Source organism: Luteibacter sp. UNCMF331Sha3.1 (genome assembly GCF_900109915.1).
Taxonomy (GTDB): Bacteria; Pseudomonadota; Gammaproteobacteria; order Xanthomonadales; family Rhodanobacteraceae; genus Luteibacter.
Genome location: NZ_FOBU01000001.1, coordinates 1,121,678 through 1,143,674, shown reverse-complemented (window position 1 = coordinate 1,143,674; position 21,997 = coordinate 1,121,678). Strand labels below are relative to the sequence as shown.

The window sequence follows — 21,997 nt, the reverse complement described above, 5'->3', positions numbered from 1 at the left end:
CGGCTGGAATGGGAGGCGTTCTCCGCGATGCCGCTGCGCACCAAACGACCTTGATCCAAAGGATCAGGTGGGAGGGCTACGCGACATCAAGGCTTTCCGTACGAGGCGGACATGCACAACAGTCACGAAAAGCCGACCCGGGGTCGTATGTAGGAACAAGGCAAATGTAAAGTGCGCTGGCGAACACCGCAGGGAACGCCTGACGACTATTTTACCGATGCGTCGAGCAGACCATCAAGCTTTCTGCGCAGGGAGGCCAGTCCGTCGGTCAGCACCTGTTCCTGCGAGTCGTGCTCCTTCCGCAGGGAAAGCAGCTCGTGCGCGATGCTGACGGCCGCCAGGACGGCGATCCGGTCGAACCCGGGCACCTTCGCGTTGGATTTCAGTTCGCGCATCTTGCCGTCCAGGAACTGGGCGGCGGCGATCAGGCCGGGGCGTTCCTCGGGCGCGCACGCGATGTGGAACTCGCGGTCGAGCAGTCGCAGGGATACCGGTTCGCTGGCGGTGGCATTCATAGGACGGATCAGCCCGTGTTCTCGAGCGCTTTCAGGCGCTGGATCATCGCTTCGACGCGGCTACGCGCCTGTTCGTTGCGTGCCATGAGTCCCGCGCGTTCGTTGGCCAGCTGTTCCTGGCTGTGGCGCAGGCTCCGGTTCTCCTCGGTCAGCCGGCGCACGGTATCGACGAGCCGGTCGAGCGTGGCGCTCAGGGCTTCCAGTTCGGTCTTGAAGGCATCCGGGTTCGTCATGGGCGGGACTATAACAGGACGTCCGGCCCTGTCGGCATCCCGTGAAGCGATGGCACCTGCGGCGTGAAGGCGGCTGCATTAAACTCGTGCATCGAGCCTTGAGGAGTACGCGCCATGTCGGCCAACCAGACCGTCGACCCCGAAGACATCGCCGAGCTGATCGGGCGCTGCAAGCTTTCCGTGACGGTGAGCGAATTCCATGGCTCGCTCGTGGGTTACCTCGCCGCCGGCGGCCGTTTCCCCCACGGCGGCTCGGTACTCGACGCCCTGGCGCTCGAGCCGGATCCGGCACCCACCGCCGACGAGCAGGGCATGCTCGCCCGTCTTCGTCACCAGACCGACGAGTGGCTGGCCGATCCCGAGATGACCTTCTCGCCGTGGCTGCCCGACGACGAGGCGCCGATTCCCGAGCGGGCCGAGGGCCTCGTGGAGTGGATCCACGGTTTCCTGGGCGGTCTCGGGCTGGGCGGTTCGGTCGAACGCAACCAGGGCATGAGCGACGACGCGAAGGAGGTCCTGCGCGACATGGCCTCCATCGCCGGCACCGAGTTCGAGTTCGACGCCGACGACGACGTGAACGACGAGAGCCTGACCGAGCTCGAAGAATTCGTGCGCGCCGGGGCCATGATGCTGCATGCCGAGCTCAGCCGCGCGACGAGGCCGGCCACCGACACCCTGCATTGATCGCCGCGGCGGAGTTCGCCCGGCGTCGCCGGGAACTGATGCGCATGGCCGGCGACGACGCGGCGCTGATCCTCGCCGCCGCGCCCGAACGCATGCGCAATGCCGACGCCCCGTGGCCGTACCGGCAGGATTCCGATTTCCACTACCTCACGGGCTTCGGAGAGCCAGAGGCGGTGCTCGCCCTGCTTCCCGGCCGGGCGCACGGCGAAACCGTGCTGTTCTGCCGGGAACGCGACGCCGATCGCGAGCGCTGGGATGGCGAGCGCATGGGCACCGACCGCGCCGCGCGCGAGCTGCGCCTCGACGACGCGTTTCCCATCGACGATATCGACGACATCCTGCCCGGGATGATCGAGGGCAGGGCGCGGGTGTACTGCCATTTCGGGCAGGAGCCCGACTTCGATGCCCGCCTGCTCGCCTGGATGCGCCGCCTGCGCACCGCGCGGGGCGGCGGCGTGGTACCGAAGGATCTCGTGGCGCTGGGCCACCTGCTGCACGACCTGCGTCTCTTCAAATCGAAGGACGAGCTCGCACTGATGCGACGTTCGGCCGAGGTCGCCGGCGCAGCGCACCTCGCCGCCATGGCCGTCGCGCGTCCCGGCGTCGCCGAGTACGAGGTCGAAGGCGAAATCCTCCGCACGATCCGCGGTCGCGGTGCCGTCCCCGCGTTCCCGCCGACCGTCGCCGGAGGCGCCAATGCCTGCGTCATGCATTACCAGGCCAACCGCGCCACGCTGAAAGAGGGTGACCTGCTCCTCGTCGACGCCGGCGCCGAAGTCGACTGTTACGCGTCCGACATCACCCGCACGTTCCCGGTGGGCGGCCGTTTCACGCAAGAACAGCGGGCCCTCTACGAGATCGTGCACGAGGCCCAGCTCGCCGCCATCGACGCCGTTCGTCCGGGCCGCTCGTTCGGCGACGCGCACGACGCCGCGGTACGCGTCATCGCCGAAGGCCTCTGCGCCGTCGGCATCCTGCGCGGCGGCGCCGACCGCGTGATCGCCGAGGGGAGCTACAAGACCTACTTCCCCAGCAAGACCGGCCACTGGCTCGGTCTCGACGTGCACGACGTCGGCGACTACCGCATCGACGGCGAGCCACGCGTGCTCGAAGAGGGCATGGTGGTCACGGTCGAGCCCGGCATCTACGTCCCCCCGAACGACAAGCGCGTCGACGAACGCTGGCGCGGCATCGGCATCCGCATCGAAGACGACGTGGCGGTGACGAAGAACGCCCCCGAGGTCATGACGGCCGCGGTACCGAAAGCGCCCGACGCGCTCGAGTGGTGACACGCAGCCGGCACGGCGAAGCGCCGATCGTATGGGCGATCACTTGCCAGCCAGCAACGTATGATCGGGTCTGATCCGGCACCGCTCCCAGGACTTCGATGACTGAACCCTCCCGACGCTACGCATCGGTCGACGTCCTTCGTGGCGTCACGGTCGCGGCCATGTTGCTCGTGAACGATCCTGGCGACTGGGGCCATGTGTGGTGGCCGCTGGAACATGCGGCGTGGAACGGCTGTACGCCGACGGATCTCGTGTTTCCCTTGTTTCTCTTCATCGTGGGCGTCTCGATCGCGCTGGCGATCGTGCCTCGTGTCGAAGCCGGTGCGGCGAAGGCGCCTCTTCGTCGGGCCGCGCTTGGTCGGGCGGCGCGCATCGTCGGTCTGGGCCTGCTGCTCAACGTCGTGGCGTGGCTGGCCATTCCCGATGCGCATCTTCGCTTGCCGGGCGTACTTCAGCGTATCGGTGTGTGTTTCGCGGCGGCGGCGCTGCTCGCGGTGTATGCGCGGCCGCGCATGCGCGACGTGCTGTTCGTGGCGCTGCTCGTCGGGTACGGCCTGGTGCTCTCGTTGGCTGGCATGGAGCCGTGGACGAACGGGGTGAGCCGCGTCGACTCGGTGGTCTTCGGGCCGTTCGTCTATGCGATCGATCCGGCGACGGGGCGTGGCCACGATCCGGAAGGTTTGCTCGCCACGTTTCCCGCGCTGGCGACGACGTTGCTGGGCATGCGCGCGGGCGCATGGTTGCGCGCGGGTAATGTGCGCGCGTTGTTGGTCGCCGCCATCGGATGCCTGGTGGCCGGTGCCGTGACGCAGTGGATCTGGCCGTTCAACAAGAACCTCTGGACGCCGAGTTACGTGTTGTGGACCGGCGGCTGGTCGTTCGCGTTGCTGCTCGTCGTTCATCTGCTCGCCGATCGCCGCGGCTGGCGTCTGCCGGGGCGTGCGTTCGGCGTCAACGCCATCGCGGCGTATGCGGGATCCGGGTTGATGGTCTACGTGTTGATCGCGCTCGGCATCGCGCCGTGGCTCTATCGCGTGGCGTTCGCGTCGTGGATGACGCCGCTGTTCGGGCCGTACGTGCCGTCGGCGGCCTGGGGTGTCGCGTTCGTCGCGGTGTGGTGGCTGGTGGTGCGGTGGATGGATCGCCGCGGTATCTATCTGAAGGTGTAGGGACAGGATCGTGTGGGAGCGCGCTTGCGCGCGCTAGCGCGCTCCCACATGATGAGCAACGAATCAGATCGCGTCGTGTCAGAGCAGCGCGAACGCATCGCGCGTCAGGTTTTCCGGCTCGCCCGTGGTGCAGACCACGTCGTCTTCGATGCGGATGCCTCCGTACTTGCGGAATGCGTCGACCTTCACCCAGTCGATGTCGTTCGAGAACGGCTTGTTCCTGAGCTCGGCGAGCAGCATGTCGATGAAGTAGATGCCTGGCTCGATCGTGACCACCATGCCGGCTTCGAGCTGTCGGGTGAGGCGAAGGTATGGGTGGCCTTCCGGTCGCGCGATGGTGCCGCCCGTTTCCGATGCCTGGAAACCGCCAACGTCGTGCACCTGCAGGCCGATGCCGTGGCCGAGGCCGTGCGGGAAGAATGCCGAGGACACCCCCGATTCGACCGCGCTTTCCGGGCTCATGCGGATGAAGCCATGCTCGCGCAGGACGCCCGCGAGCGCGTGGTGCGCATGCACGTGCAGGTCGGGGTAACTCTGGCCAGCACGGACCTTCGCGACGAACGAGCGCTCGGCCGCGTCGACGGAATCGATCAGCGCCTGGAATTCGCCGGCCTTGCTGCCGGCGTACGTACGCGTGATGTCGCTCGCGTAGCCCGATGCGCTGGCGCCGGCGTCGATCAGGAACGAGCGGCTTTCCGCCGGCGCGCTGCGATCGAAGTTGGTGTAGTGCAGCACCGCGCCGTGTTCGTTGAGACCCACGATGCTCGCGTACGGAAGCTCGGCGTCGATCTGGCCGACGGCGGTGAGGTAGGCGAGATGGATGCCGAGTTCGCTTTCCCCGTCACGGAACGCGCGTTCGGCGGCGCGGTGGCCGCGCGTGCCGCGACGACTGGCTTCGCGCATCAGCTCCAGTTCGTACGGCGTCTTGTACGCGCGGTGGTAGTGCAGGTGATCGACCACGGCCGGCGGATTGTTCGCGCAGACGTCCTGCAGGTTGCAGTACTGGTCGCCGATGATGGCGCAGCGTGACAGCGTGGCCGGCAGTTCGGCGATCGCATCGGCCGGCTTGCGGACGACGACGATGTCGAACTGATCGACCCAGTAGCCGGTCGGCGCTTCCGGCACCACGTGCCAGTAGTCGCGCGGCTGCAGGAACACCAGCTTCGGCTTCTCGCCGGGCGTGTACACGAGCCAGCTGCCCGGCGCGTCGGTCAGGGGCAGCCAGTGCCTGAAATGCGGGTTGGTGACGAACGGGTAATCCTGGTCGTCGAGGAACTTCGTGATCGGGCGTCCGGCCGGCACCACGAGGTGATCGAAACCGCCACGTGCAAGGGCGGTGTCGGTGCGCTCTCGCAGGGTGGCGAGGTGCTGGGGATAGAGCGCGGCCAGCGCGTCGTTCATGGGGAGACTCCGGGGGACGTGGGGCAAACGCCAATGGTGCGCCTGTGGGCGTCCGGAGCCAACCCCGGACGTCGCGGCGGGCGGCCCGGCTGCAGCGGCACCGCCAGTGCGGCGGCCTCGTGCCGGTCAGGCTTTGGCGAAAACCACCGTGTAATCGCCGGCGAGATCGCCGAGGCGATGGCGCAGGGCGGTCGCGGCGTGTGCGTTGGCCTGGCCCAGTAGGCCCTTCAGGTGGGCGCCGTACAGGGTGATGGCGTAATGGCCCACAGCGAAGTCGTGCTCCGGGGACCGCCAGAGATGGAGCGGGGTCCAGGTCGCGCAGGACGGGCAGGCCACGTAGGCGGAATCGGGCGCGTCGCACCAGACCGCGAGCGCTTCCTCCAGCGCCTCGCTGCCGTCGTCGCCGGGCGAGAGGCGGTCGCCGCATTCGGGGCAGCGGATGGAGAAGCTGCCGTCGTAGCGACAGAAGATCCCGTTTTCACGGCCGCCGTCGACGAGTTCCGCGCCACCACGTCCGTCTTCGCGCCAGCGATGGCCGCTCGCATGGAGGCCGATGGCCACGATGCCGGTGTCGGCGACGAAGCGCTCGTCGAGCACCCGGAAGCGGGCTTCTTCGTCGCCGCTCGGATGCGCGGCGATGATGCCGTCGCCGACGAGGTGCAGGTACAGATCCATCGCGGCCGCGGCGGCGTCGTCGCGCTCGAGATCGGTGTCGACCAGGATGGTGGTGGCATCGCTCATGATGAGCGATGGTGACCCTCCGTGGGGTTCATCGTAAAGCATGCTGCGCGCCTTCCGTTCAGTCAGTCCGCGGGTGGTCCGATCCATTCGTCGATGGCCCGCACGTCGTCTTCGCTGGCGGCGACGATGCGATAACCGGCCCAGAACTGTCCGTTGGACGCCGCCGGTTCGTGCCATTGTTCCTGGATGCCGATTTCGACCCGATGCTGCCTGTGGTGGGCGTCGTGCAATGTGAAGACCACCTGGTAGACGGCGCCGTCGCGAGGCTGCGATTTGAGCAGCAGCATCACGCCGGTGGCCGACAGGTTGCCGAGCTGGCCGATCTCCTGTTCGGTGAACCAGTTCTTCACCGCGATGGGCGCGGTGGCGCGCTTGCGCGGTGCGCGGCGTTGTTCGGCGTCGCGGATCATGCGTGGCCCGCCATGCGTTCGCGGATACCCTCGCGGCGCAGGTTGCGCGCCACGGCCTTCCATGCGCGATCGACGATCGACATGCGCTGTTCCTTCCATTCGCGCGCTTCGCCGGTCGCGATGAGACGGGCGAGGCGGGTGAGATCGATGTCTTCCGTGCGCGCGCCGCGCTGGTTCACGAACAGGCAGCGGCCCGTGGTCGGCGAGAACCAGGCGAGCTTGCGTAGCGCGATGCTTCCGTCGGGCTGGACGAACTCGAACCACGTGCCGAAGCGCAGACTGGCGAATCCATCGTGGATCGCCTGCGCGGAAGCGTCGAGCGGCGTCGGCACGACGGGCACCACGGGTTCGCCGTGCGCGGTGCCTTCGCCGAGGCGCGGCCGCTGCTTCAGGCGCACCGCGACGTCGGTGGACGTGAGGCCCTCGTCGGTCTGCCGATCCGTCGGCTCGAACACGCCCGCCGCCACTTGCGCGGCTTCCGACGGATGCATGCCGAGGTGTTCGAGGCCGCGCTCCACGTCCTGGCGGAGCTTGTTGCCGTCGACGATGGGGCGCCGGCCGAGCAACTGGTCGGTGATGCCGAGGCAATACAGGAACGCCTCGCCATTCTCGCCGCCACGAAGGATGTGCAGCGCGAGCACGTCGGCCCAGGTGCGCTCCAGTAAGATGCGCAGCACACCGCGCGGCGTCGTGCCCTTGACCATGCGCTCACCCATGATCTCGGTGGCGCGCTGGCGCGCACGCTCCAGGCGATCGCGTCCTTCCATCGCTTCGATCTGGCGTCGCTCGGCGACGTGCGCCTTGCGCGAGAGCAGCGCGATCTGTTGTTCGATGTCGGCGCGCCAGGTCGGATCGATGACCTGCGCGTGGCTGGCTTCGACGACGAGGCGCTCGAGGCGATCCACCAGCGCCGCGTCGGGCTCGCCTTCGTTGGGATCCAGCCAGTGCTGGGCGGCTTCGCTCACCGTGTCCAACAGCTGCCGCGCCGGATGTTCGGCCTGGTCGAAGAAACCGCGGTCGTTCACCGCGGCGCGCAGCATCGGCCACTGCAGGCCGCCGAGCACCGCGCGGCCGGGGCTGCTCACGGCGAGCTGGTGACCGAGGCTTTCGAACAGGCGCGCGGTCAGTTCGACGGTGTCGCCCTGTTCGATGGTCAGTTCGGCGGGCGGCGAGCCGGCCGGCCGGCCCTGATTGAGCTGGTTGAGCAGTTCGTCGCGCAGCGCCTGCGCGCTGCGGATTTCGCGTTGCGCCGCGTCGGTGACGTCGGTGACGTGTCCCTGCAGCGCGAACAGGGCGGTCTGCAGTTCGTCTTCCGAAGCGAGGCGACCCGGTGCGAAACCCGCGCCGCGGCCGGTTTCCACGCGAGAGGCGAGGAGGGCGCGCAGGCCTTCGAGCACGCCGATGTGGCCGTCGATCGCCGCGCCGCCGACGCCGCTACCTGCCGCACCGGTGCCGGACCCGCCACCCGCGACGCCACCAACGCCCCCGGCGGACTCGCCACCCTCGGCACCCTTCGCGCGGCGGTCGCCGGCAGGGGGCGTCGCGATGCGCACGTTGGGATAGACGCGGAAGCCGGGAAGGATGCCGCGTGTGCGGTAGTGCTCGTTGAGTGCGCCGTAGAACGCCTCGCCATGCACGAGCACGTGCGCGTCGATGGACTGGAACAGCACGAGCCGGTGAGCGATGGACAACGGCATGGGAAGCACCGCCGCCTGCAACGCCGCCGTCAGGGCGCGCGGGCCGGCAGGCAGCGCCTCGCCTTCCAGCGGCGGGGTGCCCGCCAGCACGGCCAGGCGGTAGCCGAGTTCGAACAGGCTGCTGGCGCTGCGCGCCTCGCCGCGGGCCGCCATGCTGGCGAGCGCGTCGGTCTGCTCCTGCTCTTCCGGATCCACGAGCGACAGGGTCAGGTGCTCGGCGGATGCGACGGGCTTCGTCTCGCCGATCTCGCCCAATCTACGGAATCGCTCCGACAGGTGCGCGGCGAAGCGGTTGCGGAAACCCGGCCCATCGCGCTCGACGATCGTCCGGCTTTCGAAACAGGCCTGCTGTTCGAGATGGTTGCGGCTGCTCTCGGCGGCCGAGAAGAGGCGGTGATCGAAGTCGCGCAGCGCTTCGCGCAGCGGCATGTCGAGCCACGTCAGGCACAGCGACAGACCCTGCTGCGCTTCGCGTTCCGCACGCGGCGACAGGGCGACGGGATGCGGTCCCGTCCGGCCGTACGGCGGCTGCGTGCCTGCGCTCATTCGTTCAGGTCCTCCCCGACCTCGATCGTAAGTTTAGGTGGGCGGGCCACGGCGACGCCAGCGTCGACACGACCCGCTTATGGCTTAGTGCGATTGGACTAGGCGACGCGCGCGAACGGCCCGCGTCAGGCCATGAAGGCTTCGATCACGTCGTTGAGGAAGCGTTGGCCCAGTGGCGTGGTCTTCAGCTGGTCGGGATCGTCGACCAGCCAGCCCCGGGCGATGCAGCTTTCCCGCGCCCCCGCGATCGACGCGGCGGGAAGGCCGGTACGCTCCGCGAAGTCCGTCGCCGGCACGCCGTCGATCAGACGCAGCGCGTTGAGCATGTACTCGAAGGGGAGGTCGTCGGCGGCCACGCGGTTGTCGCCGCCGATCCGGGCGGGCCGACCGGCGGCGGCCAGATAGGCGGCCGGAAGGCGCGTTTTCCAGCGGCGGCGGACGCCCGCGGCGTCGCTTATCTTGCCGTGGGCGCCGGCACCGATGCCGAGGTAGTCGCCGAAGCGCCAGTAGTTGAGGTTATGCGCGCAGCGCCGGCCGGGACGGGCGTACGCCGAGACCTCGTACTGACCGAAGCCCGCCGAGGCCAGGCGCGCCTCACAGGCTTCCTGGATCGCCCATGCCGCGTCGTCGTCGGGCAGCGGCGGCGGGTTGGCGGCGAACGCCGTGTTCGGTTCGAGCGTCAGCTGATAGTGCGAGACATGCGTCGGTCGCAGCGCGATGGCGCGTTCCACGTCGTCCAGCGCGCCCTCGAGCGACTGCTCGGGCAAGGCGTACATGAGGTCGACGTTGATGTTGCCGATGCCGGCGTCCTGCGCCTGACGTACCGCATCGGTAGCCTCGGTGGACGAATGGATGCGGCCGAGGCGGCGCAGCTTGTCGTCGTCGAAACTCTGCACGCCGAACGAGATGCGGTTCACGCCCGCGGCGAGGTAGCCGTCGAAACGGCCATGCTCCACCGTGCCCGGATTGGTCTCCAGCGTGATCTCGGCGGCGTCGACGAACGGCAGGCGCTCGCGTGCCCCGTCGAGGAAGCGGCCGACCAGCTCGGGCGAGAAAAGACTGGGCGTGCCGCCGCCGAAGAAGACCGTCTCGATGGGGCGTCCATGCGCCGCGTCACCGAAATCGCGCAGGTCGGCGTCGAGATCGGCGAGCAGCGCGTCGACGTACGCCGGATAGTCCGGCGTGCCGCGCAGGCCGTGCGAGTTGAAGTCGCAGTACGGGCATTTGCGCACGCACCACGGCATATGCACGTAAAGGGAAAGCGGCGGCGGAACGAGGGTCATGCGAATCCGGCGAGACGTGCCTTGAGCAGGTCGAGTGCCTGACCACGATGGCTCAGGCGGTTCTTCAGGGCGAAGTCCAGTTCCGCGGCGGATACGTCGAACCCGTCGGGAAGGAACAGCGGGTCGTACCCGAATCCACCGGCGCCGCGCGGCGCGTCGAGGATGCGGCCATGCCAGCGGCCCTCGGCGATCAGCGGCGCCGGATCGTCCGCGTGGCGGAGCAGCACCAGCACCGCGATGAAATAGGCCGTGCGACGCCCGGCGGGCACGCCGTCGAGCTCGCGCAGGAGCCTCGCGTTGTTGGCGGCCGTGTCGCCATGCGTACCCGCGTAACGCGCCGCGTAGAGTCCGGGTGCGCCGTCGAGTGCGTCGACGCAGATGCCGGAGTCGTCGGCGAGCGCGGGCATGCCCGTGGCGCGCGCCGCGTGGCGCGCCTTGATCAGCGCGTTCTCGACGAAGGTGAGGCCGGTCTCCTCGGCGTCGCTGACGCCCAGCGACGTCTGCGCCACGAGCTGCACGCCCGAACCCTCGAGCAGTTGCTCGAGTTCCACGACTTTGCCGGCGTTGCCGGAGGCCAGGACGATACGCATCGCTCAGCTGCCCGCCGGGAATTCGGGTGCGTAGCGCACGCAGCCCCTGTAGCCGGCCAGGCCGTCCACGGTGAGCGCCAGCACCTGGAAGGCGTTGCCGCCGTCGTAGACGTCGAACAGGTCGTGCGCCGACGCCTTGCTGAAGCCGAACTGCGCGTAATAGGCCGGCGAGCCGAGCACGAAGATGGCACGCGCGTCGCGTACGAAGCACGCGCCGATGCCTTCCTCGATCAGCGCGTGGCCGACGCCGAGGCGCTGGTGCTCGGGAAGCACCGCCACCGGCGCGAGGCCGAGCGCCTTTCCGTCGTCGCCTTCCTTGATCGTGACGGGCGAGAACAGGACATGGCCGATGACGGCATCGGTTTCGTCGGTGGCGACGAGGCTGATCGTGTCGCGACCCGCCGCCACGAGATCGCGCACCAGGTCGGCCTCGGTGTCGCGACCGAAGGCCGCCCGATGCACGGCCAGGATCGCGTCGAGATCGGCGGCCGCGGCGGCGCGGACGGACGTCACGGCGCGGACTCGAGCGCCGCGCGCTGCGCGGCGACCAGTTCGCCGATGCCCTTGGCGGCCAGGTCGAGCATGGCGTTCATCTCGTCGCGGCGGAAGGCGTGGCCCTCGGCCGTGCCCTGCACTTCGATGAAACCGCCGCCATCGTTCATCACGACGTTCATGTCGGTATCGCAGTTGGAGTCTTCGGCGTAGTCGAGGTCGAGCACCGGCACGCCGTTGTAGACGCCCACCGACACCGCGGCGATGGCGCCGAGGATCGGGTTGCGCTTGATGGCGTTGCGCCTGGTCAGCGTGGCCACCGCGTCGACCAGTGCGACGTAGGCACCAGTGATCGCCGCCGTGCGCGTGCCGCCGTCGGCCTGGATGACGTCGCAGTCGAGCGTGATGACACGCTCGCCGAGGGCGGCGCGGTCGACGCAGGCGCGCAGCGAGCGGCCGATCAGGCGCTGGATCTCCATCGTGCGGCCGCCCTGGCCGCCGCGCGCGGCTTCGCGCTGCGTGCGGTCGGTGGTGGCGCGGGGGAGCATGCCGTACTCGGCGGTGACCCAGCCCTCGCCCTTGCCGCGCAGCCACGGCGGTACGCGCTCCTCGACGGAGGCGGTGCACAGCACCCGGGTGTCACCGAAGGACACGAGGACGGAGCCCTCGGCGTGGCGCGTGTAGTGGCGTTCGATGCTGACGGCGCGCAGCTGGTCGGCAGCGCGGCCGCTCGGGCGGGAAAGGGTCATGTGGGGGCCTGATTTGGGCGCGGGCGGTGGGTCAGTTTACCATTGCGGCCTTTCCTCCACGCGCGAGCGAGGCAACCGATGATCCGCAGCATGACCGCCTACGCCTCCGCCGAGAGTACGGGCCCGTCCGGCACGCTGACCTGCGAACTCCGCACGGTCAACCACCGTTACCTCGAGATCAGCCCCCGGCTGCCCGACGACCTGCGCAGCTTCGAAAGCGCGCTGCGCGAACGGATCGCCCAGCGGCTCTCGCGCGGCAAGGTGGACGTCACGGTGCGCCTGCGCTCCGAGGCTGGCGCCGGCGAAGGCCTGCGCATCAACGGGACGGCGCTGTCCCGGCTGTCCGAACTGGCGCTCGACCTCGAGCAGCGCTTTCCGCGCATGACCATCGAATTCACCGAGCTGCTCCGCTTCCCCGGCGTGATGCAGCAGCCGGAAACCGACGCCGACGCCCTGCAGGTGGCTCTGCTCGACGTGCTCGATCGTGCGCTGGGCGTGCTCGGCGACACCCGCGGCCGCGAAGGCGCCAAGCTCGGCGAGATCCTGCGGGATCGCCTCGATGGCATCGAAAAGATCGTCGGCGACGTGCGCACCTGGCTCCCGGAGATCCGCACGGCGCTCCGTGCCCGCCTCGAAAGCCGTCTCGCCGATGTCCGCCAGCCGGTCGATCCCGGCCGCCTGGAGCAGGAGCTGGTGTTGCAGATCACGCGCATCGACGTCGACGAAGAACTCGACCGCCTGGCCACCCATATCAGCGAGGCACGTCGCGTGCTCGCGCTGAAGGAGCCGGTGGGCCGTCGCCTCGACTTCCTCATGCAGGAATTCAACCGCGAAGCGAACACGCTCGGCTCCAAGTCCGTCGATGCGCGCACGACCAACGCGGCCGTCGAGCTGAAGGTGCTGATCGAGCAGATGCGCGAGCAGGTGCAGAACATCGAGTGACGCGTTTCGGGCAAGAACGATCAATCGCGGCGGGGGCATGACGTAGACAATGCCGGTGACGATTCGCCCGGCGCCGCACGGGCTTCCTTTCGGACCGGACTCGCTACCTCATGACTTTCATCCCTCTGCGCGCTTCGCGCCACCACGGCGGTCACACGCTGCCACGCCATCGCGCCTCCATGCGCCGGGGCCTCGTCGGCGCGCTGCTGTTCGCGGGCGTGGTCGCCGGCGTGCATGCCGACGATTTCTTCGCCGACGCGAAGGTCAACGGTGAGGTCAGGCTCTACCGGTTCGACCGCGACTACGACAACCCGTCCAGCAAGGACCAGTTCGCCAATTCGCTGACGGGCCTGCTTACCGTGCGCAGCGGCAGCGTGAGCGGATTCAGCGCCGTGGCGACCGGGTTCTCGGCGCATTCGTTCGGCACCCAGTCGCACGACGTGGGTCGGATCGATACGTCGCTCATGGGTCCGGGCAACACCATCGACGGGTTCACGCAGGCGTTCGTCGAATACGCGAATCCCTGGGTGACGGTGCGCGCGGGCGACCAGTACCTCAACACGCCCTGGATGGGACAGTCCGATTCGCGCGTCGTCCCGGCGTCCTACCAGGGTGCGATGGTGGATTTCCGGCCGGCGAAAGGCTGGGACATTTATGCGATTCGCACCCTGCGCTGGAAGAGCCGCACGTCGGACGGCTACAACGACGATAACGTCTATTACCCCTCGACGTACCACGGCGACAACATGTACGGGAACAACGGCGCGCTTCCGCCGTCGGCACGCTCGCAGGACGGCACCACGGCCATAGGCGGCACGTACGCCTCGAAGTCGTTCAAGGCCCAGGCCTGGTACTACGATTTCGAGCATTTCGGCCGGATGGGTTACGTGGACGGGATGTACACGTTCGCGGACGTGGGCGCGTTCAAACCGTTCCTCGGTGCCCAGGTCGTGCGCGAGACCAGCGGCTCGGGCAACGTCCTCGTCGGCACGCACACGCCCATCACCGGGGTGGCGGGCCAACGCGTCGACGCATCGGCGTGGGGCGTCGATGCCGGCGTCGGCATCGGCAAGGCGAAATTCGACGTCGCGTACAACAAGCTCGACAGCGACCGGAACGCGACGGGTGCGGGGGCGATCATCTCGCCCTATACGAACAGCTACGCGACGGATCCCCTCTACACCACGTCGATGCTGCGCGGCCTCGTGGAACTGGGCCCCGGTACCGCATGGAAGGCGCGCGCCCAATACGCGCTGTTTCACGACGACCTCGTCGTCGCCGCGGCCTACGCGCGTTACGACACCGTGCTGCGCGGCGTGAGCCACAACCTGTACATGGACGTCATCTGGAAACTCGACAAGGTGCTGAAGGGGCTCCAGCTGCGCGACCGCTGGGAACACACGGTGGGCGGTACCAACAATCTCAACCCGGGCGGCCGCTCCTGGACGAACAACCGGTTGATGATCAGTTACACGTTCTGACCCGCTGGGGCGGGAGCGGCGCGGATGCTAGAGTGCCTGCCGTTGCCCATCCCAGTGAGTCGCCATGAGCCAGCACGCCTCGTACCCCATCGGCACGCCCGGAAAGCCCTGGGGCTCCGCGGAAATCGCAGCCTGGCGCTCGCGGCAGCATAAGCAGCGCAGCCACGCCGACGATGTCGTCGTCGCGATCGACGCGATGCGGGACGGTTTCGACGTCGTCGAGTACGGATCGGTGACTTACGAGGGCACCCGCTATCCGTTTCTCGCCGTGCGTAGCCGCGGCTGGAACGACGCGTTGCCCACGATGGTGGTGACGGGAGGCGTGCACGGTTACGAGACGAGCGGCGTGCACGGTGCGTTGCAGTTCCTGCGGGATCACGGCGACGACTATGCCGGCCGTGCCAATGTGCTGGTGGTGCCGTGCGTGAGCCCCTGGGCCTACGAGCGCATCCATCGCTGGAATCCGGATGCGATCGATCCGAACCGGAACTTCCGCGAGGGTAGCCCGTCCGGCGAATCCGCCGCGCTGGTCGCGCTGCTGGCGCCGCTGCGCGACAGCACGGTCATGCACATCGACCTGCACGAGACCACGGATTCCGACGAGTCGGAGTTTCGTCCGGCGCTTGCCGCGCGCGATGGCAAGGCCTACGAGCCGGGCGAAATCCCGGATGGGTTCTACCTCGTCGACGACAGTGAGAACCCGCAGCCGGCGTTCCAGCAGGCGATCATCGAGGCCGTGGCGAAGGTGACGCATATCGCGCCGGCCGACGCCCATGGCGAGATCATCGGCTCGCCGGTCGTCGCACCGGGGGTGATCGAATATCCGCTGAAGTCGCTGGGTCTCTGTGCCGGCATCACGAACGCGCGATACGTGACCACGACCGAGGTCTATCCCGACAGTCCGCGCGCCACGCCGCAGCAGTGCAACGATGCGCAGGTGGCGGCGATCCGCGCGGCGATCGATTTCGCGCTGGCGCATCCGAACGGCTGAAGACGAAGGCCGCTGCGCGGCCACCTTGACCCGGCTGCCTGCCTCGACGCGAGCGGCCGGTTGTCCATGCTGGCCCCGCGTTGTGGCCTGATCCGGTCGATGTATTCGGATCTACCCGTCGCGTCGAGGGCGGCAGCAGGCAAGGGGTGGTGATCTATCGGGAGTCGGCAAGCGGCCCACGACGTCGCACGGCGCGCTTTGAGTAGGGAATTGCGCACGCGACGACATGGCCGAGTCCGCTTCAGCATCCGCCGTTGCCTATAGGACCTCGACAACGGGCCATTCATCCTTATCAGAGGCGGTCGGCGTTCCGATCGTGATACGGCAATCTGCCTTTGTGAGGACGTATGAAATACAACATTGCGCTCGCGGCGCTCCTATCCATCTGCAGCTTTAGCGTGGCGGCGAAAGAAGTCTCGCTCGATGGCTATCCGTCGGTCGAAGCGGCGATGGATGCCAGGCTGGCACCCATCCATTCGAAGTCTCAGCTCGACGCGTATCTCGCCGTCACCCCGGACTCGCCGATTCACACGATGGGCGAATCGAAGATGAAATCTTTTCTTGATTCGCTGGTTTTTTCGCCGGCGGGCCTTGGTTCCTACTCGGTCGTAGAGCTCGAGGGAATGGCCTCCTCGGATATCTACGCCATTCTTGCACTCTTTGGTCTGCAATCCGACGCGTCGTCGATCGCCCACCGTTCGGTCGCGTCGGAAGCCGACCACTATGTCGAAGGCCGTCTTGGCAGGGCGCAGCCAGTGACTCGACTAAGCCAGGCCTGCCTCGTTGGACCTGGCCACGGAAGTGGCTACTGTGAGCCGCTCGAAGGCTCTCGTTGCTCGTACCTCTGCAAGGTCAGGCGCTGATCGGGATGGGAAAGGCCGCGCTTGCACGAATCTTCTGCATCGCGATTCTCTTGCCATTCACGGCGATGGCGGGCGAGAGCTCTCCGGACCTGTGGTCGAGGGTGTCGAGCATAAGGATGGCGCATACGCCTGTGGCGGACAAAAGCGCGGCCTTTCGTCGTGTTTTTGCGGAATCCTTCGCGCCACGTTTAGAGAACCTCATCGAGGTCGGCGACGACGAATTGCGAAGAACGTTCAAGGTGCTAGGCATCATGAATTTCTTCGCGCAGACCGGAGATTACGAGGGTCGCCCCCTCTATCTCGGGGCGATGGGGCGTGCGCTGGACGAGATGAGCCGGCGTGGGTCGATCGCCGACAGCGAGATCGATGCCTATCACGAAGGACTTGTTGTCATGCGGCGGTTCGCGGCCGCGGATATCTTGAGGAAGCGATACAAGGGTCACGACTTCGCCGATCTCACGGGGTTCGACGCGACGCCGGACATCGATACATCGTCTCCCGCAGGATACTCATTGTCCGAGTCGGGCGAACTGCGCCTTTCCAACGTGGCGCTGCCCGCGAGCGGCGATTACGTCGTGATAGTGATTGGGTGCCATTTCGCGGAGGACGCCGCACGCAGCATTGCTGGTAACGGCGCGGTGCTCAAAGCTCTATCGGGCATGCGCACGGTATGGCTGATGAGTGGGGCGGAGTTGGACAAGGAAGTACTTCTGGACTGGAACAGGCAGTTTCCGATGTTCCCGGCGACGATCGCGTACGACAACCGGACATGGTCGGGCGTCGACTTCACACGGATGCCGACGATTCATGTCTTCAAGAGCGGTACGCTGGCTCATTCGTTTTCGGGATGGGGTGACGACTCCGCATCCGATCTTCTGGCTGCCATGAAGCCGTCGAAGCGCGTGCGGTGAACATAGGTTTGCTGCCTGACTACACGATCGCTCGCTGACGAGGCCGTGTCGCCGTGTCCGGCGACCCGACGAAGGATATCGGGTCGCTGGCACGGGTCGCGTTCGTCATGAAGGGTGGGGTTGTCTACAACACGGATCTGGGGCGTCAGACCTCGCCGTGAGCCTCGCGGATGACGGTGACGCCAGCCTACGCGGAAACGGCGTCGCGATTGCCCTCGATGGTGGCCGGCGACATCGGATCGTCGACCGACGTGCCGTCGTCGGGGCTCGCGAGATGATGATCCAGCGAACCGTCGTCGTCTTCGTAGTAGCCCGGCGACCAGTTATGGCGCCGGATGTTGTCCACATCGCGCACCGTTTCGAAGTGCACCTGGTGTGGGTAGTAGCTCAGCGATTTGAGAGTGTTGGCGACGTACATGACCATGCCTCGATCGCACGAAGGTGTGCGCAGGAGCTGGTGGGGCGAGCCGGTGCTCGCGTCCTCGCGTCGACCGGGGAAAACCGGCGCGAGCGTATATCGATGGGCCGGGCCTCGCTTCGCCGCATCCTGCGTAACGAAGCGATGACAACGTTGCTCCCATCGATATTAAGCCGTCGTTTCCGGGTGATGATGCTTTCACCTGAATCTATGCGAACGTCGCGCCGGTCTGTGCTTCGCTGAGCGTCCACAGCCGCTCGGCGGCGTCCGTGTCGACGGCCCATGGGCGCACGCCGACGTCCTCGCTGAGGCTTCCGATCGTCGCGTCGGCGTCGACAAGCAGCGGAGAGATGTCGTTGTCTTCGCAGTAGACGCCGCCCATGCCATCGAGTCGCGGACTGGTCGCCGTCCACACGCTCGTCGATGCGCCCTGCGCCACGCTCTTCAGGCCCTTCGACAGATCCACCACCGGGCGTCCCTCGTCGTCGATGGCGCCGCGGGCGCGCAGGTCGTCCTGACTCATGTGGCGAGCGAGATCGGTCACGATCGCGCCCGGGTGCACGGCGAATGCGCGGACGCCGTGCTCGCTGCCGCGCCGGTCGAGGCCGATGGCGAACAGGGCATTGGCGGTCTTCGACTGGCCGTAGGCGACCCAGGGATCGTAGTCGCGTCGGTCGAAATGCGGGTCGTCGAAATCGACGCCCGCGAAACGGTGTCCGCGGGACGACACGGAAACCACGCGCGCGCCGTTCGCGCGACGCAGGGCGGGCCACAGCCGGGCGGCCAGCTGGAAATGGCCGAGATGATTCGTGGCGAACTGCATCTCGTAGCCGCGGGCGTCGCGCGTCAGGGGGCAGGCCATGATGCCGGCACTGTCGATCAGGATGTGCAGCGCGGTGTCGTCGGCCAGGAAGCCTTCCGCGAACGCGTCGATGGTGCCGGGATCGGCGAGATCCATCGGGCGGATGTCCGCATCGATGCCCGCAAGCGTGCGGGCGGCCTTCGCGAGGTCGCGCGCCGGGACCACGACGCGCGCGCCCGCGGCGCGGAGCGCCCGGGTGGTCTCGACGCCGATGCCGGAATAGCCGCCGGTGACGATGGCGGTCTTGCCTGAAAGGTCGATGCCGGCCAGCACGTCGGCGGCGGTGGATGCTTCGGTGAAGCCGGAATGGATCGGTGTCTGCGGGGTGCGCATGGGGAACATCCTCGGGGGCGGGGCAGATCAGCGTAGTCGCGGTTTTCCGAACGATGAATGCTTGAAAGTTCGTCTTGCATGCCCAATCGTCCGGATATGACCAACGACTCCATTTCCGGGATTCTCCGGCTCGCCAGTATCGAATCGGTCGTCTCCGGCGGATTCACCGCCGGCGGCGACTGGGCGATCCGGTTTCCGGCGCCGGACAAGCTGAAGTTCTTCGCGTGCGTGCGCGGCGCCTTCTGGCTCCGGCTGGGCGACGCCGGCGACGCGATCCGGGTCGGGCCGGGCGACGTCCTGCTGTTGACCGTGCCCGAAGCCTTCACCATGGCCAGCGACCTCGCGCTGACGTCGGTCGACGCCCACGCGATCTTCGCGGGTCGCACCACGCCCATCGTCGCGGCCGGGCAGGGCGACGACGTGCTCTCGATCGGCGGTCACGTGCGCTTCGACCGCGCCCATGCGCCGATGCTCGCGGATGCCCTGCCGCCGCTGATCCATGTTCGCGGTGGGACGGCCGAGGCACGGCGAATGGGCTGGATCATCGACCGCATGGTCGAGGAGAGCACCGATGGCCTGCCCGGTGCCGGGCTGGCCTCGTCGCAGCTGGCGCACCTGCTCTTCATCCATGTCCTGCGCGCCCACCTCGCCTCGGGCGCGCCGATCCGGTCCGGCTGGCTGCGGCTCGCGGCCGATCCGCGACTGGCGCCGGCGCTTCGCCTGATGCACGACGCGCCCGGCACGCCGTGGCGGCTGGAGCAGCTCGCCCATGCGGCGGCCATGTCGCGAACCGTGTTCGCATCGCGCTTCCGCGAGGCCGCGGGGGTCGCTCCGCTGACCTATCTCGGCCAGTGGCGGATGCGCCTGGCGATGCACGCGCTGCGCCGGGGCGACGTCGCGGTGGCGACCCTCGCCGACGAACTGGGCTATGCGTCGGAGAGCGCGTTCAGCCACGCGTTCAAGCGCATCGTCGGGGTCTCGCCCCGCCGCTACGAGCATCCCGGGGAAGCCGCACCGCTCGACGCGGACCTCGCCTCGTAGGAACGAAAGGTGGCCGATAACCGAAACCCGGTACAATCCCGATTTGCACAAACAGGATGCGTGCCGATACCGACCCGTTCGGTGCGCCGGTGCCACCGGGAGCGAGCCATGAACCCCCAACGAGAACCCCGCGGATGACCGAAGGCACCCTGTTCGTGGTGGCCGCGCCCTCCGGTGCGGGCAAATCCACGTTGGTCAACGCGCTGCTCGAATGCGAACCGGCCATCTCCCTGTCGATCTCCCACACCACGCGTCCGCCGCGGGTGGGCGAGCAGTACGGGCGCCACTATTTCTTTGTCGAGCGCCCCGATTTCGAGCGCGAGATCGCCGACGGCATCTTCCTCGAGCACGCCGAGGTCCACGGCAACTTCTACGGCACGTCGCGCACGGTCGTCGAAGAAAAACTGGCCCAGGGTCACGACGTCCTCCTCGAGATCGACTGGCAGGGCGCCCGTCAGGTGCGCAAGGGCAAGCCGGACTGCGTCAGCGTGTTCATCCTGCCGCCGTCCCGTGTCGAGCTGGAGCGCCGCCTTCGTGGCCGCGGCTCGGACGCCCCCGACGTCATCGAGCGCCGCCTGTTCAACTCGCGCGAAGAGATCGCCCACGCGCACGAGTTCGACTACATCATCGTCAACGACCGCTTCGAGGACGCCCTGGGCGACCTCCAGGCGATCGTCCGGGCCGTGCGCCTGCGCACGCCGTGGTCGGTCCACCGCCACGAATCGCTGATCGAGGAGCTTCTCGCACCATGACCGACGACGCCATCGTCCGCGTGCGCGGACTGACCACGGTCCTCAACGGCAAGACCATTTTCGACAACCTCGACCTCGATATCCCGCGTGGCAAGGTCACGGCCATCATGGGCCCCAGCGGCACGGGCAAGACGACGCTGCTGAAGCACATCACCGGGCAGATGCGCGGGGATGCGGGCACGGTCGAGCTCGACGGCGAGAACGTGCCGACGCTGTCGCGCGAGCGGCTGTTCGAACTGCGCGAGCGTATCGGTTACCTGTTCCAGAATTCGGCGCTGCTGACGGACTTCGACGTCTTCGAGAACGTCGCCTTCCCGCTGCGCCAGCACACCCGGCTGCCCGAAGAACTGATCCGCAACATCGTGCTCACCAAGCTGCAGGCCGTGGGCCTGCGCGGCGCGGCTCGCCTGATGCCCACCGAGCTTTCCGGTGGCATGGCGCGTCGCGTGGCGCTGGCGCGAGCGATCGTGTTCGATCCTGCGCTGATCCTCTACGACGAACCCTTCGTCGGCCTCGATCCGATCGCGCTCAACCAGGTGCTGCTGCTCATCCGCACGCTCAACGAGACGCTCGGGATCACCAGCGTGCTGGTGGCGCACGAACTGGCCGCGGTGCAGAAGGTGGCCGACCACGTGTACCTCATCGCCAACGGCAAGGTCGTGGCGCAGGGCGCGCCCGCCACGCTGGCGACCGACGGCTCGGCGTGGACGGCGCAGTTCTTCGGCGGCGAGGCCGATGGCCCGGTGCCGTTCCAGTATCCCGCCGGCGACTACGCCAGCGAGCTCGGTTTTCCGGGAGGCAAGGCATGACCACCAGGGACGACAACGTCGTCGTTCGCAGCCTCGCGCAGATCGGCGCGAGCGGGCTGTTCCTGCTGACGATCCTCGCGGCCATTCCGCGCAGCTTCCGGCACGGCCGCGAGACCGTCCGCCAGATCTGGTTCGTCGGCGCGATGAGCCTGACCATCGTGATGACCTGCGGCCTGTTCGTGGGCATGGTGCTCGGCCTGCAGCTTTACGACGTGCTCTCGATCTTCGGCGGCACGTCCGCCACGGGTACGGTCGTGGCCATCGCCATCTACCGCGAGCTCGGCCCGGTCGTCACCGCGCTGCTCTTCGCGGGCCGCGCGGGCACGTCGATCACGGCCGAGATCGGCCTGATGCGCGCCACCGACCAGCTCGACGCCATGGAGATGATGGCGGTCGATCCCATCGCCTACGTCGTCGCGCCGCGCTTCCTCGCGGGCGTGATCGCGCTGCCGCTGCTCGGCATCGTGTTCTGTGCCATGGGCGTGTTCGGCGGACACCTCGTCGGCGTGACGTGGCTCGGCATCGACAACGGCACGTTCTGGTCCAACATGACCGCGTCGGTCGACGTCCACAAGGACATCATCGATGGCGTTCTGCTCAAGTCCATCGCCTTCGGCATCGTGGTGTCGCTGATCGCCGTGTTCCAGGGCTATACCACCCCGCCCACCAGCGAAGGCGTCGCGTACGCGACGACGCGCACGGTGGTTGCCTCGTCCATCGCCATCCTGGCGCTGGACTTCGTCCTCACCTCGTTCCTGATCTGAGGCGCCGGAGACCCGCCATGACCATCCTTTT

Annotated in this window: 24 protein-coding genes and 1 other RNA gene; 12 read left to right on the top strand and 13 right to left on the bottom strand. The window is 67.7% G+C overall.

Annotated elements, in window-relative coordinates; translation table 11 throughout:
• Window positions 1-15: 15 nt before the first annotated feature.
• From ssrS to BMX32_RS05020, 3 genes are all read right to left on the bottom strand, one after another.
• A non-coding RNA gene (gene ssrS, locus BMX32_RS05030) (6S RNA) lies at window positions 16-198 on the bottom strand.
• A gap of 8 nt (window positions 199-206) precedes the next feature.
• Complete coding sequence (locus BMX32_RS05025) at window positions 207-515, bottom strand: cell division protein ZapA (protein ID WP_089975219.1); 309 nt, start codon at window positions 513-515, stop codon at window positions 207-209.
• Window positions 516-523: 8 nt separating this feature from the next.
• Window positions 524-748 carry a TIGR02449 family protein gene (locus tag BMX32_RS05020; RefSeq protein WP_036116258.1) on the bottom strand — a complete coding sequence of 75 codons (225 nt, stop codon included), beginning with the start codon at window positions 746-748 and terminating at the stop codon, window positions 524-526.
• Between the two features lie 114 nt (window positions 749-862).
• Here BMX32_RS05020 and BMX32_RS05015 point away from each other — a divergent pair, with 114 nt between their 5' ends.
• From BMX32_RS05015 to BMX32_RS05005, 3 genes are all read left to right on the top strand, one after another.
• Window positions 863-1,432: a UPF0149 family protein gene (locus BMX32_RS05015; protein WP_089975217.1), complete on the top strand. Its 570-nt coding sequence runs from the start codon at window positions 863-865 to the stop codon at window positions 1,430-1,432.
• Window positions 1,429-2,721 carry an aminopeptidase P N-terminal domain-containing protein gene (locus BMX32_RS05010; protein WP_089975214.1) on the top strand — a complete coding sequence of 431 codons (1,293 nt, stop codon included), beginning with the start codon at window positions 1,429-1,431 and terminating at the stop codon, window positions 2,719-2,721. The genes BMX32_RS05015 and BMX32_RS05010 overlap by 4 nt, the downstream gene beginning before the upstream one ends.
• Window positions 2,722-2,819: 98 nt before the next feature.
• Entirely contained in the window at window positions 2,820-3,890 is a 1,071-nt protein-coding gene (locus BMX32_RS05005) for an acyltransferase family protein (protein WP_089975211.1), read from the top strand.
• Between the two features lie 78 nt (window positions 3,891-3,968).
• Here the strand turns inward: BMX32_RS05005 and pepQ are convergent, their stop codons facing one another.
• From pepQ to rph, 8 genes are all read right to left on the bottom strand, one after another.
• Window positions 3,969-5,291, bottom strand: coding sequence for a Xaa-Pro dipeptidase (pepQ, locus tag BMX32_RS05000; protein WP_089975209.1), 1,323 nt, complete (start codon window positions 5,289-5,291; stop codon window positions 3,969-3,971).
• 126 nt (window positions 5,292-5,417) lie between these two features.
• Window positions 5,418-6,032 (bottom strand): hypothetical protein, encoded by a 615-nt coding sequence (locus BMX32_RS04995; RefSeq protein WP_089975206.1) that lies wholly within the window; start codon window positions 6,030-6,032, stop codon window positions 5,418-5,420.
• Between the two features lie 62 nt (window positions 6,033-6,094).
• Entirely contained in the window at window positions 6,095-6,442 is a 348-nt protein-coding gene (locus BMX32_RS04990; protein WP_089975204.1) for a PilZ domain-containing protein, read from the bottom strand.
• Entirely contained in the window at window positions 6,439-8,685 is a 2,247-nt protein-coding gene (locus BMX32_RS04985) for a DUF1631 family protein (RefSeq protein WP_089975201.1), read from the bottom strand. The genes BMX32_RS04990 and BMX32_RS04985 overlap by 4 nt, the downstream gene beginning before the upstream one ends.
• A 125-nt stretch (window positions 8,686-8,810) precedes the next feature.
• Window positions 8,811-9,968 (bottom strand): radical SAM family heme chaperone HemW, encoded by a 1,158-nt coding sequence (hemW, locus tag BMX32_RS04980; RefSeq protein WP_089975199.1) that lies wholly within the window; start codon window positions 9,966-9,968, stop codon window positions 8,811-8,813.
• Window positions 9,965-10,558 (bottom strand): RdgB/HAM1 family non-canonical purine NTP pyrophosphatase, encoded by a 594-nt coding sequence (gene rdgB, locus BMX32_RS04975; protein WP_089975197.1) that lies wholly within the window; start codon window positions 10,556-10,558, stop codon window positions 9,965-9,967. Before rdgB ends, hemW begins: the two co-directional genes overlap by 4 nt.
• Window positions 10,559-10,561: 3 nt before the next feature.
• Window positions 10,562-11,071, bottom strand: coding sequence for a GNAT family N-acetyltransferase (locus tag BMX32_RS04970; RefSeq protein WP_089975194.1), 510 nt, complete (start codon window positions 11,069-11,071; stop codon window positions 10,562-10,564).
• Window positions 11,068-11,799: a ribonuclease PH gene (rph, locus tag BMX32_RS04965; RefSeq protein ID WP_089975192.1), complete on the bottom strand. Its 732-nt coding sequence runs from the start codon at window positions 11,797-11,799 to the stop codon at window positions 11,068-11,070. The genes BMX32_RS04970 and rph overlap by 4 nt, the downstream gene beginning before the upstream one ends.
• Before the next feature lie 78 nt (window positions 11,800-11,877).
• Between rph and BMX32_RS04960 the strand changes: the two genes are divergently transcribed.
• From BMX32_RS04960 to BMX32_RS04940, 5 genes are all read left to right on the top strand, one after another.
• A complete protein-coding gene (locus BMX32_RS04960; protein ID WP_089975190.1) occupies window positions 11,878-12,741 on the top strand; it encodes a YicC/YloC family endoribonuclease in 864 nt (287 codons plus the stop codon).
• Window positions 12,742-12,851: 110 nt separating this feature from the next.
• Window positions 12,852-14,222: an OprD family outer membrane porin gene (locus BMX32_RS04955; protein ID WP_089975189.1), complete on the top strand. Its 1,371-nt coding sequence runs from the start codon at window positions 12,852-12,854 to the stop codon at window positions 14,220-14,222.
• Between the two features lie 64 nt (window positions 14,223-14,286).
• Window positions 14,287-15,213, top strand: a complete 927-nt coding sequence (locus BMX32_RS04950; RefSeq protein ID WP_089975186.1) for a M14 family metallopeptidase — start codon at window positions 14,287-14,289, stop codon at window positions 15,211-15,213.
• 347 nt (window positions 15,214-15,560) lie between these two features.
• On the top strand, window positions 15,561-16,076 hold the full coding sequence (locus BMX32_RS04945) for a hypothetical protein (RefSeq protein ID WP_089975183.1): 516 nt from the start codon (window positions 15,561-15,563) through the stop codon (window positions 16,074-16,076).
• Window positions 16,046-16,987 (top strand): hypothetical protein, encoded by a 942-nt coding sequence (locus BMX32_RS04940; protein ID WP_170843563.1) that lies wholly within the window; start codon window positions 16,046-16,048, stop codon window positions 16,985-16,987. Before BMX32_RS04945 ends, BMX32_RS04940 begins: the two co-directional genes overlap by 31 nt.
• A gap of 187 nt (window positions 16,988-17,174) precedes the next feature.
• Here BMX32_RS04940 and BMX32_RS04935 read toward each other — a convergent pair whose 3' ends face one another.
• Both BMX32_RS04935 and BMX32_RS04930 read right to left on the bottom strand, forming a co-directional pair.
• A complete protein-coding gene (locus tag BMX32_RS04935; protein WP_089975178.1) occupies window positions 17,175-17,405 on the bottom strand; it encodes a hypothetical protein in 231 nt (76 codons plus the stop codon).
• Between the two features lie 208 nt (window positions 17,406-17,613).
• Window positions 17,614-18,600, bottom strand: a complete 987-nt coding sequence (locus BMX32_RS04930; protein WP_089975176.1) for an oxidoreductase — start codon at window positions 18,598-18,600, stop codon at window positions 17,614-17,616.
• Between the two features lie 78 nt (window positions 18,601-18,678).
• Between BMX32_RS04930 and BMX32_RS04925 the strand changes: the two genes are divergently transcribed.
• From BMX32_RS04925 to mlaE, 4 genes are all read left to right on the top strand, one after another.
• A complete protein-coding gene (locus BMX32_RS04925; RefSeq protein WP_211664170.1) occupies window positions 18,679-19,641 on the top strand; it encodes an AraC family transcriptional regulator in 963 nt (320 codons plus the stop codon).
• A gap of 134 nt (window positions 19,642-19,775) precedes the next feature.
• A complete protein-coding gene (gene gmk, locus BMX32_RS04920) occupies window positions 19,776-20,393 on the top strand; it encodes a guanylate kinase (protein ID WP_089975173.1) in 618 nt (205 codons plus the stop codon).
• Window positions 20,390-21,202 carry an ABC transporter ATP-binding protein gene (locus BMX32_RS04915; protein ID WP_089975171.1) on the top strand — a complete coding sequence of 271 codons (813 nt, stop codon included), beginning with the start codon at window positions 20,390-20,392 and terminating at the stop codon, window positions 21,200-21,202. Before gmk ends, BMX32_RS04915 begins: the two co-directional genes overlap by 4 nt.
• On the top strand, window positions 21,199-21,966 hold the full coding sequence (gene mlaE / locus BMX32_RS04910) for a lipid asymmetry maintenance ABC transporter permease subunit MlaE (protein ID WP_029213951.1): 768 nt from the start codon (window positions 21,199-21,201) through the stop codon (window positions 21,964-21,966). Before BMX32_RS04915 ends, mlaE begins: the two co-directional genes overlap by 4 nt.
• The last annotated feature ends 31 nt before the right edge of the window (window positions 21,967-21,997 follow it).

Excerpts from the sequence above, each read along its gene's own strand:
- BMX32_RS05025 (WP_089975219.1), bottom strand. The coding sequence starts at position 515 with ATGAATGCCACCGCCAGCGAACCGGTATCCCTGCGACTGCTCGACCGC.
- BMX32_RS05020 (WP_036116258.1), bottom strand. The coding sequence starts at position 748 with ATGACGAACCCGGATGCCTTCAAGACCGAACTGGAAGCCCTGAGCGCC.
- BMX32_RS05015 (WP_089975217.1), top strand. The coding sequence starts at position 863 with ATGTCGGCCAACCAGACCGTCGACCCCGAAGACATCGCCGAGCTGATC.
- BMX32_RS05005 (WP_089975211.1), top strand. The coding sequence starts at position 2,820 with ATGACTGAACCCTCCCGACGCTACGCATCGGTCGACGTCCTTCGTGGC.
- pepQ (WP_089975209.1), bottom strand. The coding sequence starts at position 5,291 with ATGAACGACGCGCTGGCCGCGCTCTATCCCCAGCACCTCGCCACCCTG.
- BMX32_RS04995 (WP_089975206.1), bottom strand. The coding sequence starts at position 6,032 with ATGAGCGATGCCACCACCATCCTGGTCGACACCGATCTCGAGCGCGAC.
- BMX32_RS04990 (WP_089975204.1), bottom strand. The coding sequence starts at position 6,442 with ATGATCCGCGACGCCGAACAACGCCGCGCACCGCGCAAGCGCGCCACC.
- BMX32_RS04985 (WP_089975201.1), bottom strand. The coding sequence starts at position 8,685 with ATGAGCGCAGGCACGCAGCCGCCGTACGGCCGGACGGGACCGCATCCC.
- hemW (WP_089975199.1), bottom strand. The coding sequence starts at position 9,968 with ATGACCCTCGTTCCGCCGCCGCTTTCCCTTTACGTGCATATGCCGTGG.
- rdgB (WP_089975197.1), bottom strand. The coding sequence starts at position 10,558 with ATGCGTATCGTCCTGGCCTCCGGCAACGCCGGCAAAGTCGTGGAACTC.
- rph (WP_089975192.1), bottom strand. The coding sequence starts at position 11,799 with ATGACCCTTTCCCGCCCGAGCGGCCGCGCTGCCGACCAGCTGCGCGCC.
- BMX32_RS04960 (WP_089975190.1), top strand. The coding sequence starts at position 11,878 with ATGATCCGCAGCATGACCGCCTACGCCTCCGCCGAGAGTACGGGCCCG.
- BMX32_RS04955 (WP_089975189.1), top strand. The coding sequence starts at position 12,852 with ATGACTTTCATCCCTCTGCGCGCTTCGCGCCACCACGGCGGTCACACG.
- BMX32_RS04950 (WP_089975186.1), top strand. The coding sequence starts at position 14,287 with ATGAGCCAGCACGCCTCGTACCCCATCGGCACGCCCGGAAAGCCCTGG.
- BMX32_RS04945 (WP_089975183.1), top strand. The coding sequence starts at position 15,561 with ATGAAATACAACATTGCGCTCGCGGCGCTCCTATCCATCTGCAGCTTT.
- BMX32_RS04935 (WP_089975178.1), bottom strand. The coding sequence starts at position 17,405 with ATGTACGTCGCCAACACTCTCAAATCGCTGAGCTACTACCCACACCAG.
- BMX32_RS04930 (WP_089975176.1), bottom strand. The coding sequence starts at position 18,600 with ATGCGCACCCCGCAGACACCGATCCATTCCGGCTTCACCGAAGCATCC.
- BMX32_RS04925 (WP_211664170.1), top strand. The coding sequence starts at position 18,679 with ATGCCCAATCGTCCGGATATGACCAACGACTCCATTTCCGGGATTCTC.
- gmk (WP_089975173.1), top strand. The coding sequence starts at position 19,776 with ATGACCGAAGGCACCCTGTTCGTGGTGGCCGCGCCCTCCGGTGCGGGC.
- BMX32_RS04915 (WP_089975171.1), top strand. The coding sequence starts at position 20,390 with ATGACCGACGACGCCATCGTCCGCGTGCGCGGACTGACCACGGTCCTC.
- mlaE (WP_029213951.1), top strand. The coding sequence starts at position 21,199 with ATGACCACCAGGGACGACAACGTCGTCGTTCGCAGCCTCGCGCAGATC.